Here is a 12,443-nt window from a genome sequence, read left to right as displayed (position 1 = left end):
CTAAAAAGGAAGTAAATTATTACGTTTCCACAATTTCCCGCGCCAAAGACGATATGCTGGACCCGGAATCGTTTTTCGTGCACGCTCACGCAAGCAATAATCCCCGCAGGATACAGGCGGCGGAAGTCTATAAACGCTATCAGCGCAAACTTACCGCGGCGGGCGCGTTGGACTTCGGCGATTTGCTGATGAAAGTGGTGGAGCTTTTCAAAACCAACCCGGACGTCTTGGCTTATTACCAAGATTTCTTTAAGTATGTTCTTGTGGACGAATATCAGGATACGAATCATACTCAGTATACTCTTACCAAAGCTTTGGCCGCCAAGCACCGCAATTTATGCGTGGTGGGCGATCCGGACCAATCCATTTATTCCTGGCGCGGAGCCAATATCCGCAATATTATGGAATTTGAAAGAGATTTTAAAGACGCCAAAGTCATCACTTTGGAGCGCAATTACCGTTCCACTCAGATTATTTTGGACGCTTCCAATAAACTTATCCGCAAGAATAAGAACCGCAGGGAGAAGACCCTTTACAGCAATGTTCTTTCCGGGGAACCCATAACCGTGAGGGAGCTTGCCAGCGAGGGCGAGGAAGCCCGCTGGGTTTGCAATCAGATACAAACTATGGTGGAAGAGGACGGCATAAACTTAAACGACGTCGCCGTCTTTTACCGCACCAACGCGCAGTCAAGAAATTTTGAAGACACTTTCCGCCGCTATCAAATGCCTTATAAACTTATCGGCGCGGTAAAGTTTTATGACAGGAAAGAAATTAAAGACGTTCTTTCTTACGCCAAATTATTGGTAAACCCCAATGACACCGTAAGCCTTTTGCGTGTAATCAATACGCCGAAGAGGGGCTTCGGGCAGAGCGCGCAGGATTCTTTAACCGCTTATGCCGCGCAGAAAGATATATCCCTTTATAAAGCTTTAAAAGAACAGGAATTTATTGACACTCTTAAACCCGTCGCCCGCCGCGCTGCGCGCGAGTTTATGGATTTGTTTGAAAGCCTGTATCTTGAAATGACGCTCAGCACCCCCAGCGAGCTATTTTCCAAGTTAATAGAACGCTCCGGCTATGAGCAGGCCTTGCGCGCGGAAATTGAAAAGGATCCCGACGCGGAGAACCGTCTTCGCAACATAGGCGAACTTGCCGGCGCGGTAAAAGATTACGAAGAACGCTGCGTCAAGGAAGAAACAGAACCTTCCCTTTCGGGATATTTGCAGGAAGTTTCTTTAATCAGCGGGGCGGAGGAAGTAAGCGGCTCGTTAAACGGCGCGGTAACCTTGATGACGGTCCACTTGGCGAAAGGCTTGGAGTTCCCGGCGGTATTCGTAACCGGGCTGGAGGAGGGGCTTTTCCCCTTAAACGGCAAGGACGATGACGATATGGAAGAGGAACGCCGCCTTTGCTATGTAGCCATGACGAGAGCCAAAAAATATTTGTATATGACTTACGCCTCCACCAGGAGATTGTTTGGCAAGACTTATCAAAATTTGGCTTCAAGATTTTTGTTTGACAGCGAACTTTTGGAGCCGGCCTCTTACACCGGCCCTATGGAACGTACGGAAATAAATCCGCGCGAAAGATATCATTCCGGCGGTTACAATCGCTGGACTTTGAACAACAGCGTTTCTTACGACAACTCGGATAACTATCAGGAAACTTTCAAAAAGTTTGCCCCGGCTTTCGCCAAACCAGAACCCGCCCGGCAGGAGGCTCCCTCTCCAAAGACGGAAGGCGGTATCGGCGTCGGCAGTTTGGTAAAACACGGAGTATTCGGCCAAGGTAAAGTTACGGCGATATCGGGTTCCGGCGACAATGCCAAAATTACGGTTGTCTTCGGCAACGGAACCAAGAGAGTATTTATATTAAAATACGCCCCGCTTGAGCGGCTGTAATAAAGATAAAAATAAAAATTCCCCGAAGACGTCGGGGAATTTTTTTGCCTAAATTTTTGTTTCAAAAAGTGATGTGTTTACTCTGCCGTTTTATTGTATTTTTGAAACATAAAAGCCACGGCTATCAATAAAACGGCCATGCCGAATACGCCGCATATTCTGTAAAGCGTATCAAGCTTCCACAAATCCGTAAGCGCAAGTTTTACCAGCGCGGCGCAGATTATTATAACTCCGCACTTGCCCAGCATTTTGCTTTTGTTGAAGAACGATACCGCACACGCGGCCGCGCCGTATAAAGCCCATGCCAGAGTATAAGTTACGGCTTCGGCGAACTCGCCCGAAAAATTAAAGTGCAGTTTCCCGTCTTCGGCAAAATAATGAGCTATTTCGATATTCATTAAAGCAAAGAGCAAAACCGCCGCCCCGGCTTTTAAAAGAGATTTAAAGCTGTCTTCTTTTTCTCCGCAGAAATGCGCTCCCGCCAGCATTGAGGCCGATGCCGCCCCGAAAACCAGCAAATACCAATTAAATATTTGCCCCGCCTACGCAGTATTCGTACAAAGCCGGATTGAGAACCAATCTGATAAACACCGCCGCAAAAACCAATTTAGCAATTAATGTAAAAGCTTTGTTTTCGTTTTTTGAATTAAGCCAGCAAAGCGCGGCGGCATATACGGAAAGCAGAAGCGTCAGCCATTTCCCCGTAAACTGAACCGGCAAAATCACGGCCGAAAAAACAACCGCGGCTGCGGTAAAAACGGCTTTCGTCTTTTTAAATTCTTCTTTATCTAAGAAAGAAATCGCCGGTAAAAGATAACATAATGTAAAAAACGCCGGAACCATGCCTAAAGCTTCTTTGAAATATATTTTGCCTAAGTTTGTATAAACCGGCATAAACGCCGCCAAAGAAACGCTCGCCGCGGCCAGCCATTGCGATCCGCCGTCTTTAAAGTGTTTGTTAAGAACAAAAGGATAAAGATAGAAAGCCGCAAAAATTCCCAAAGCCGCAAAGCCCGCTTCCGGCGCGGGGGAATATTTAAGCAGATAGCAAATGTAAAATATCACCCAGCCTGCCGCACTCGCGCCGAGTGAAAACCGGCTTTTGCGTATAAAGTCAAAAATAAATATCACCAACGTAACAAAGGCCGCCGCGCAAAAGAGGGGGATGAGATTTGCGTTTGTCATGCATAAGCTTAAAGCGAGTATCTGCAAAGCCGCAAAAAGGCCGAAAGCCGTGCAGGAACTTTCCTTTATTTTCAACGCGGGTACTGACGCCGCACCTGCCGCGGCAAGAGCGTAAAGGGCGAAAATAACATAAAGATATTGGCTTGAAGGTTCCGCCAAGGCAAAAAACAGCTGGAAGATAAAAGTCAGCGGCAGGGCCGTCCATATAAGGCTGTTCCAGCCTTTTTTTACCGCTATCGCGGCCGCCGGCAGATTTACGGCAAAGATATAAGAGAATAAGAAAATATATTTATTTTCGGAAGAAGAAAGCAGCAGCGGCGTCAGAAAAGCGGCTATAAGCGCAAGTATGCTGATAAATTTTCTGTCTTTGATAAATGATACCGCAAAGGAGGCAAAAGCCGTTAAAGCCATAAAAGCGAAAGCGGCTTCGGCCGGGATAAGATTGAAGAAAGAGTAAGCGACGAAAGCGGTTATAAAACAAACGCTTAAGCCCGCGGCGCATAAAGTCGAGGCCGTCGTCTGTACGTTTTCATCTTTAATAATTACGCCGACGGCGGTAAGCAAAACGCCGATTAAAGCCGACATGGAAAGTATCAAAGGCATGGTAATATAGCCCTTTTGTATAAGGTAGGAGAATGTAAATAAAGCGCCTAACACCAATAAAACTCCGCCTATCCAAGAGAATATCTGCGCTATATTTGCGGGTTTTGCCGGTGCGGGTTCAGGCTGAGGCGCGGTCGGGGTATTTACTTCTTCTTGTTTTTGTTCCGGAGCTGGAACCGCCGCAGATGCTTCTTCGGCGGGCTGGGGCTGTGCTTTAGGCCCGGGTTCAGCCGTTACGGCTTCTTTTAAAGCTTTCTCATCGGAGGGTTTATTTTGGGGCGCGGAAAGTTCCTTTAATTGTCTTTCCAGCTTTTGTATTCTGTAATCAAATCCCGATTGTCTGGAAAGCGCGACTATGCTTAATATAATGGCGATGAGCACCAGTAAAAACGTCATATTTCCCTCCTTGGGCCGTGTTTTATATACCAATATATTTTACATTATAAAATTGGTAAAATGATTAATATGATAAACTTGGAAGAAATTAAAAAAACCGCCAAATTGGCCAAATTTAACATAACCGGGGAGGAAGCCGCGCTTTATTCAAAGCAGATGTCGGCCGTCTTAGATTGGGTGGCCCAGCTGCAAAGCGTGGACACTTCCGCGCCGCAGGCCTCAGCGGAATATTCCGCCTCCGCGCCTTTGAGGGAAGACACCCCTCATGTTTGTTCCTGTGCGGAAGATATAGTATCCGCTTTCAACGACAAAGACGGCGGCAATTTAAGAGTTAAAAAGGTTTTATAATTATGAACGCAAGCGAAACGGCAGCAAAAGTCCGCTCAGGGGAACTTAAAGCGGAAGAACTTGTAAAAAATCGTATTTTAAAAATTAAAGAACTTAATCCAAAACTTAACGCTTTTTTGGAAATTTTTGAGGATTCCGCCCTCGCTCAGGCCCGCGCCGTAGACGCCAAATCGCCCGAAACCCGCGGCAGATTGGCCGGCGTATGCGTGGCCTTGAAGGATAATATCCTTTATAAAGGGCATATAGCGTCCTGCGCTTCAAAAATGCTGGAAAATTATAAAGCTCCTTATAACGCCACGGTCGTGGAGCATTTGCTTAAGGAAGACGCAATAATAATCGGCCGCACGAATATGGACGAGTTCGCCATGGGCTCCTCTAACGAAAATTCCGCTTTCGGCCCCGTAAAGAACCCGCTTGATTTGGAACGCGTACCCGGCGGCAGCAGCGGCGGCAGTGCGGCGGCGGTGGCTTCCGGCATGGTTGATATGGCTTTGGGCAGCGATACCGGCGGCTCAATACGTCAGCCGGCGGCCTTTTGCGGCATTTACGGCATTAAACCGACATACGGTTCCGTATCAAGATACGGGCTGGTGGCTTTTGCTTCAAGCGCGGATCAAATCGGGCCTTTAACCGCAGATTTGGAAGATAACGCCCTCTTGCTGGAAGTGCTTTCCGGCCATGACGCAAAAGATTCCACCAGCGCGAACAACCCGGCTTTTAAACCCGAAGAAGTTAAAACCGAAGGCCTGCGTATCGGCATACCTTCAGACTTTTTGGAAAATCTTAATCCGGAAATTTTGGCCGTCTTGGAAGCTGCCAAAGCGGATCTTTCCGCAAAAGGGATTATTTTTGAGGAAATTTCATTGCCCTACGCCAAATACGCTTCCCCTTGTTATTATATTTTAACAAGCAGCGAAGCCAGCAGCAATTTGGCGCGTTTTGACGGTCTGCGCTACGGCTACAAAGATAATTCCGCCGGGGATTTGGAAGATTCCTACCTTAAGGACAGAGCGGAATTCGGCCCGGAAGTAAAACGCAGAATAATGCTCGGCACGTTTTCCTTGGGCAGCGCGCATGCGGAAGATTATTATCTTAAAGCCCAGAAGGTAAGAAACCTTATTAAAAACGATTTTGTTCAGGCTTTTAAGCAGGTTGACGCGGTGCTTATGCCCGCTACGCCGAATACGGCTTTTAAAATCGGGGAGAAGGCGGAAGATTTGATTTCTTTATATCTTTCAGACTTATATACAGCCCCGGCCAATATCGCCGGCGTTCCGGCTTTAAGCTTTCCTTACGGCAAAGATTCTAAAGGCTTGCCGATAGGACTGCAGCTGTACGGCAACTTTTTTGACGAAGCCAAGCTTTACGCTTTGGCCAAACTTTTGGAGAAATAATTATGGTGGTACCGGAGTTTTCCTGCGGCGGAGTAATGCTGGAAGGCAGCAAAGTTCTGCTTGTGCAGGTAAAAAGCATGAAAGGACGCAAAATATGGACTTTTCCCAAAGGCCATATAGAGCCCGGCGAAACTCCGCGCCAAGCCGCTTTAAGGGAAGTTCTTGAGGAAACGGGATATAAAGCCAGCATTTTAAGGCCCATGCTTAAAGTGCGTTACGCCTTTACCCTTAAAGGGAAATACGTCAAAAAAGTCGTTCAATGGTATTTAATGAAGAAGCTCGGCCGCATAGGCAAGCATGACCCTTCCGAAATTCTTGCGATAAACTGGGTTTCGCTGAGCAAAGCCAAGGAAATGGTTGAGTATCCAAGCGATTTAAGGCTCCTTGATATTATAGAAAGGGAGCATGCCTTTGCCCTGCAAAGCCAAAGGCATTTGGGTGCGGTAAACCAAGAGTCCGACTGCGATTTAGAGCCCGATTCGGAAGAATAACATTATTTTATTCTGTTAAAAAGCCCCTCTTCAAAAGAGGGGCTTTTTACGCTTAAGATATTTTCAGCCACGCCGGATTAACGGCGGAATCCGGCCCGCACGGAAAATTCAGACAATAAAAAAGCCCGCCGTAAAGCGGGCTTTTAAAATCGGCGACGATATTAATTTACGCCGTGCATCCAGCTCTTTATCTTGCCGGAGAATATCCAAACGAATATGCCGAATACCATAAGTATTACGGCAGGTATCGCAAAGAATACCACCATAGAGCTTAAAGAGGAGGATAAAGTCGCAAAATATCCGCCCATCAAGTTCCCGAAGAAGGAGGCCGTAAGCCATACGCCCATCAACAGGGACATTAATTTTGCGGGTGCGAGTTTGGTTACCATAGACAAACCGACGGGGGACAGACAAAGTTCGCCGCAGGTGTGAATGATATACAAAGCCACCAGCCAGAACATATTAATCGGGCCGGAGGCCAGGAACATGGAACCTATGGCCAAAACCAAAAAGCCGAAACCGGTTATAAAAACGCCCAAACCGAATTTTACGGGGATGGAAGGTTCTTTGTTTTTCTTGCCCAAATTAATCCACATTTTGGCGAACAGCGGGGCCAAAATCACTACCGCGATAGGGTTGATGGACTGGAACCAAGAAGCCTTAACCTCAATAAGTTTGCCGATGAAAGGCAAAGTCAATACCGGCAGGCGGATTGAAGTCTGCGCGAATTTGCTTAAAGAGGAGCCGGCCTGCTCAAAGAAAGCAAAGAAGAATATCGCTATAAACGTAAAGGTGAACACAGCTTTGATTTTGTCTTTATCCTCTTCGGTTAAAGGTTTGTCTTCTTCAATAGCGGCTTCGGTTTTATGCTGGGAAACGGTATAAAGACCGATATCGCCCAAAAATCTGTTTTGGGTGGCAAGGTACCAAATAAGGCCGATAATCATACCGATGCCCGCAGCTATAAAACCCCATCTCCATTGTACCCAAGCGGGGGAGGTGGCGGTAACTTCACCGACGTAGCCGGTAATAAACGGGGCTATGAAAGCGCCGACGTTGATACCCATGTAGAAAATGGTAAAACCAGCGTCCCTTCTGGGGTCGTTCGGCTCATAAAGTTCGCCGACTATGCTTGAGATATTCGGTTTAAAAAAGCCGTTGCCCATAATGATGAGCACCAAACCTGCAAACAAAGCGATTCTGGCGGGTACGAAACCGTATGAAGCAAGGGTAAACTGGCCCAAAGCCATTAAGATTGCGCCTATTGTAATAGAGTGCCTTTTGCCAATATATTTATCGGCTATCCAGCCGCCAAGTACGGGCGTAAGGTAAACTAAAGCAGTAAACCAACCGTATATTTTGAAGGCCTGAGGATCGCTGAATCCTATTATAGCGCTCGTCATAAAATATACAAGCAGCGCCCTCATACCGTAGTAGTTGAATCTTTCCCACATTTCGACCATGAAAAGCATATACAATGCTTTAGGCTGGCCTCTTTTGGTAAGATTGTGTTTTACTTCACTGTCTGTCATTAGCATTCTCCTTTAATACTTCAGAATAAAAACATCGCGCGGGAGGAGGATCCCGTTTTTTTAATCAACTTAAATTATACAAAAAATATAGGGGCTATTCTCAGTCTTTACAATATTAAGGCAATAATGTTTAATAAACTTAAGTTCCTTGTAAGGAGAACCGCATGCAGGATAAAGACAGTTTTGCCGTAAGCAGTCCCGTCGATGGTAAGGTTCAGCCTCTTTCTTCCGTCCCGGACGAAGCTTTCGCGCAGGGCTTTTTGGGCCCCGGCGCGGCTTTGGATCCCGTTTCAAACGTCGTCAAAGCTCCTTTTGACGGCAAAATTAAAACTTTACACAAAGCTTTGCACGCTTTGGTTTTGGAAAATTCCGGCGTGGAAATTCTTATACACATAGGCGTGGAAACCGTCGCTTTAAACGGCAAGGGCTTTAAGGCTTTGCGTTCCGCCGGCGATGAAGTAAAAAAAGGCGAAGCTCTTATAGAATTTGACAAAGAATATATAACGCAAAACGCGCCCAGCGCGGCGGTTATAGTGCTTGCCGCCGAACCGCAGGGGGCCGAGCTTGAAATAACTTCGTCGCAGGAAGTCAAAGCCGGGGATGAACTTTTTAGAATTAAAAATGTTCCCGCCCCCAAAATTTCAAAGCCCGCCGAGGGGAATTTCACCGAGATAAAAAAGAAAACCGTAATCTCCGCCAAGGACGGCCTTCACGCACGCCCTGCGGCCGCGATAGCAAAAACGGCCAACACTTTTGAAAACGTTTCCATATCCATAAGCAAACAGGGCAAAACGGCCAATGCCAAAAGCATGGTGGAAATTTTAAGTTTGGGCGTGAATTGCGGCGACGAAGTTGAATTTTCCGCCAAAGGCCCCAATGCCGAGGAAGCTTTAAACGCCGTTATGCCTGCGGCCTCGCCGAAGTTGGGCGGCTTTGCATACGGGGCAAACATAAGTTCTTCCGCCAAGCCGGATTTTAAAGGGGAAACCGAATTAAACGCACAAGGCGTTTATCCGGGAATCGTTATAGGCAAAGCGCGTTTTTTAAAAAGGGCCGAACTTAAAGTTTGCGAAACCGCGGGAAACGCTCAAGAGGAAAAAGCAAAACTTTTGGGAGCGGTGCGGACCGTAAAGGAAAAAATCCGCGCGGAAATTTCCGCCTGCGGGGCCAATTTGAACAGGAAGGAAATTTTACAGGCGCATCTTATGATGATTGAAGATCCTTTCCTCTCCTCCGTCTGCGATGAGTTTATTTCACAGGGCAAAAGCGCGGCTTTCGCTTGGCAAAAGGCCGTATTAAAAAGCGTTGAGATTTTGGAAAGCACCAACAGCGTTTTGCTTAGGGAGCGCAAAGCCGATTACAAAGATATGGAAAGCCGCGTTCTTTGCGAACTTCTCGGCTGCGAGAATAACAGGTTTTCTTTCCCGCCGGACACGATTCTTATAACAGACGAGCTCCTTTCCGGCGAACTCTCCCTTTTGGGGGAAAATGTAAAAGGTTTAATAATGTCCGGCGGATCGCAGACTTCACATATAGCCATTATGCTTAAAAACGTCAGCCTGCCTTCCGTCATAGCCGCCGGGCCGGCCGCGCTTGACATACCGGAAGAAAGCGTAATAATTTTGAACTCCGCAAAAGGACGAATTACCGTAAATCCCGTTAATATCGAAGCCGTAAAGGCGCAGCAGCGCGAAAGGGAGGAAAACCGCGCGCGGGCCCTTGCCTCGGCTTTTGATCCTGCATTAACAAAAGACGGCGTTTTGATTGAAGTCAAAGGGAATATCGGCAATACGGAAGAAGCAGAAAAGGCCGCGTCTTTCGGCGCGGACGGTTTGGGCTTGGTGCGAAGCGAATTTTTATTTTCTTCTTTCAGGAGAGCTCCCTCCGAGGAAGAACAATATCAAATTTATCAAAAAATAGCGGACAGCCAAAAAGGCAAAAGCGTAATAATAAGAACTTTTGACGTAGGCGGAGACAAACCCTTGCCGTTTTTCCCTCTTCCTAAGGAGGAAAACCCGATAGTCGGCCTGCGCGGCGTAAGGAATTATTGCCTGTCGCCGGAACTTTTTCGCACGCAGGTCCGCGCGATTTTGAGGGTTCGGCCCTCCGGCGTCGCAAAAATAATGCTGCCGATGATAACTTTCGTGGAAGAAATACAAACTTATAAAGCCGTTATCAAAGAAGAGCAGGGCAAGCTGGGCATAAAAGAAGCCAAAATCGGCATTATGGTGGAAGTGCCCAGCGCGGCCGTTATGGCAAATATCTTCGCCGGTTATGTGGATTTTATGTCTTTGGGCACCAATGATTTGACGCAGTACGTACTTGCCATAGACAGGGGCAGCTGCGGGCTTAGCGCGAAGGCGGATACTCTTACTCCCGCGGTGCTTAAGCTTATTTATAATACCTGCGAAGCCGGCAAAAACGCAGGCATTCCCGTAGGTTTATGTGGCGCGGCGGCAAGCGATATTCAGGCCGTGCCTCTTTTAATCGGCCTTGGCCTGAGGAGTTTAAGCGTTTCCGGCGCGCTTATAGCGGAAGTTAAACATCTTATAAGAAGTTTGGATGTTGAAACCTGCCGCGCTGCGGCTTTAAAAGCTTTAAATATGGCGGAAGCGAAAGAAGTCCGCTCCATGCTGAAAGAAACTTTTAAATTATAAGGAGATTTCATGTTAAAACAAATTGTATTGGACGTTGGATCTTTCTTTGTTAAACTGGGCAAGTCTTTAATGCTGCCCATAGCCGTCTTGCCGATAGCGGGCCTTTTGCTGCGTTTGGGTCAGCAGGATTTGCTTAACATAGCCTTTATGTCGGCCGCGGGGCAGGCGGTTTTCAACAATCTGCCTTTGATATTCGCGCTCGGCGTGGCGGTCGGGTTTGCAAAAGAGTCGCACGGCGCGGCGGCCATATCGGCGTTTGTCGGCTATATAGTGCTGACCGCCGCCCTTAAAGAATTTGACCCTAATGTGGATATGGGCGTCTTCGGCGGGATTTTAATCGGCGTTATTTCCGGCATTTTGTACAACAGGTTTAAAGACGTAAAACTGCCTTCTTATTTGGCGTTTTTCGGGGGGAGGCGTTTCGTCCCGATTGTAACGGGTTTTACCGCCTTGGTTTTGGCCGTGGTTTTAAGTTTCCTGTGGCCGCCGATACAAAACGCCATAAAAACTTTCGGCGGGTGGATTATAGGTTCCGGCAATGCGGGTTTGTTCGGCTACGGTCTTGCAAACAGGTTGCTTCTGCCTTTGGGCCTTCATCACGTGCTTAACACTTTGGTTTGGTTCCAGTTCGGGGATTATCAGGTTATAGAAAAGGGCGTGGAAGTTATCTCTCACGGGGATTTAACCCGCTTCTTTGCGGGTGATGCTTCCGCCGGGGCGTTTATGGCGGGTTTCTTCCCGATAATGATGTTGGGTTTGCCCGCCGCAGCCGCCGCAATGATAACCGAGGCTTATAAAGAAAACAGAAAAGCCGCCGCCGGCATTTTGCTTTCTTTGGCTTTGACTTCTTTCTTAACCGGCATAACCGAACCTATAGAGTTCGCTTTTATGTTTTTGGCTTTTCCTCTTTATGTTTTACACTCCGTTCTTACCGGGCTCAGCATGGTTTTGATGAATGTTTTAAACGTCAAACTGGGCTTTACTTTTTCGGCCGGGTTGATAGACTATTTATTAAATTACGGCATAAGCACAAATCCGCTTTTGCTTATCCCGGTTGGGCTCGGCTACTCGGTTGTATACTTCTTTTTGTTCCGTTTTGTGATAAGAAAATGGAATCTTGCCACTCCGGGGCGGGAAGACAAACCCGCTCAGGCGGAAGTTTTGCCGGAGCCTAAAAAAGAGGAATCTTTGCCGGAAGAAAAATCCGCCGAGGATAAAGGCTCCGCCGTGGAACCGAAAAACGCTTCCAGGGCCGAACTTTATTTGGCGGGCCTGGGCGGAGAAAGCAATATAAAAGTTTTAGGGGCCTGCGCCACAAGGCTGCGCGTTGATATCAACGACAACTCTTTGGTAAAAGAAGATATCCTAAAAAAGGCCGGCGCGCGCGGAGTGATTAATAAAATGGCCGGGCACGTTCAGGTAATTATAGGGCCGGAAGCGGATATGATATCAGATGAAATAAAGGCTTTGCTTAAACAGGGGGAATAATAATGAGGATTATAGACAGCGAAAGCGATATAGGCTTAATAGCGGCGAGTTATGTGAAGCTCCGCATTAACCAAGCCGGCGGCAAACTGGTTTTGGGCCTGCCTACCGGCGGCACAATGGAAAGTTTTTACGCCCATTTGGTTGAATTTTACGCCAAAGGGGAAGTCAGCTTCAGGGAAGTTGTAACTTTCAATCTGGATGAATATATAGGCCTTGAGCGCGGTTCCGCGGAAAGTTACCGCAGTTATATGAACAGCCGCCTTTTTGATTTGGTGGATATAGAACCTTCAAATATACACTTCCCGGATGTCTACGCCGCGGATTTGGAGAAAGCCGGTTCGGAATACGATAAAAAAATAGAAAGCTTCGGCGGAATAGACATATTTCTGGGCGGCGTAGGCCGCAACGGGCATATAGCTTTTAACGAGGCCGGCACTCCTTTTGA

General features: G+C 47.3%; 10 protein-coding genes. 7 read left to right on the top strand and 3 right to left on the bottom strand.

Annotation, left to right across the window (positions count from 1 at the left end; genetic code table 11):
* Positions 1-1,904 (top strand): ATP-dependent helicase (locus ACQY26_RS06935; protein WP_428048414.1); only part of this gene is annotated, 1,904 nt, incomplete at its 5' end.
* Between the two features lie 77 nt (positions 1,905-1,981).
* Here ACQY26_RS06935 and ACQY26_RS06930 read toward each other — a convergent pair.
* Together ACQY26_RS06930 and ACQY26_RS06925 are read right to left on the bottom strand one after the other, a co-directional pair.
* Complete coding sequence (locus tag ACQY26_RS06930; RefSeq protein ID WP_428048413.1) at positions 1,982-2,392, bottom strand: DUF2339 domain-containing protein; 411 nt, start codon at positions 2,390-2,392, stop codon at positions 1,982-1,984.
* 37 nt (positions 2,393-2,429) lie between these two features.
* Positions 2,430-4,088: a DUF2339 domain-containing protein gene (locus ACQY26_RS06925; protein ID WP_428048412.1), complete on the bottom strand. Its 1,659-nt coding sequence runs from the start codon at positions 4,086-4,088 to the stop codon at positions 2,430-2,432.
* Positions 4,089-4,157: 69 nt separating this feature from the next.
* On the opposite strand from ACQY26_RS06925, the gene gatC reads away from it, so the two are divergent.
* The 3 genes from gatC to ACQY26_RS06910 are packed head-to-tail and all read left to right on the top strand — an operon-like array spanning position 4,158 to position 6,321.
* Positions 4,158-4,436, top strand: coding sequence for an Asp-tRNA(Asn)/Glu-tRNA(Gln) amidotransferase subunit GatC (gatC, locus tag ACQY26_RS06920; protein ID WP_428048411.1), 279 nt, complete (start codon positions 4,158-4,160; stop codon positions 4,434-4,436).
* A gap of 2 nt (positions 4,437-4,438) precedes the next feature.
* Positions 4,439-5,830, top strand: coding sequence for an Asp-tRNA(Asn)/Glu-tRNA(Gln) amidotransferase subunit GatA (gene gatA / locus ACQY26_RS06915; protein WP_428048410.1), 1,392 nt, complete (start codon positions 4,439-4,441; stop codon positions 5,828-5,830).
* A 2-nt stretch (positions 5,831-5,832) separates the two neighbouring features.
* The gene (locus tag ACQY26_RS06910) at positions 5,833-6,321 is read left to right on the top strand and encodes an NUDIX hydrolase (RefSeq protein WP_428048409.1); all 489 of its coding nucleotides are present in this window, start codon (positions 5,833-5,835) and stop codon (positions 6,319-6,321) included.
* A 161-nt stretch (positions 6,322-6,482) separates the two neighbouring features.
* Here the strand turns inward: ACQY26_RS06910 and ACQY26_RS06905 are convergent, their stop codons facing one another.
* Positions 6,483-7,853: a peptide MFS transporter gene (locus ACQY26_RS06905; RefSeq protein WP_428048408.1), complete on the bottom strand. Its 1,371-nt coding sequence runs from the start codon at positions 7,851-7,853 to the stop codon at positions 6,483-6,485.
* 164 nt (positions 7,854-8,017) lie between these two features.
* On the opposite strand from ACQY26_RS06905, the gene ptsP reads away from it, so the two are divergent.
* The 3 genes from ptsP to ACQY26_RS06890 all read left to right on the top strand — a co-directional run.
* Complete coding sequence (gene ptsP, locus ACQY26_RS06900) at positions 8,018-10,510, top strand: phosphoenolpyruvate--protein phosphotransferase (protein WP_428048407.1); 2,493 nt, start codon at positions 8,018-8,020, stop codon at positions 10,508-10,510.
* Positions 10,511-10,519: 9 nt separating this feature from the next.
* The gene (nagE, locus tag ACQY26_RS06895) at positions 10,520-11,998 is read left to right on the top strand and encodes an N-acetylglucosamine-specific PTS transporter subunit IIBC (RefSeq protein WP_428048406.1); all 1,479 of its coding nucleotides are present in this window, start codon (positions 10,520-10,522) and stop codon (positions 11,996-11,998) included.
* Positions 11,999-12,000: 2 nt separating this feature from the next.
* The coding region (locus ACQY26_RS06890) for a 6-phosphogluconolactonase (protein ID WP_428048405.1) at positions 12,001-12,443 on the top strand (443 nt) is incomplete at its 3' end.

The organism is Candidatus Proelusimicrobium excrementi, from assembly GCF_937881865.1.
Taxonomy (GTDB): Bacteria; Elusimicrobiota; Elusimicrobia; order Elusimicrobiales; family Elusimicrobiaceae; genus Proelusimicrobium; species Proelusimicrobium excrementi.
This window is presented reverse-complemented; position numbering and strand designations above follow the sequence as displayed.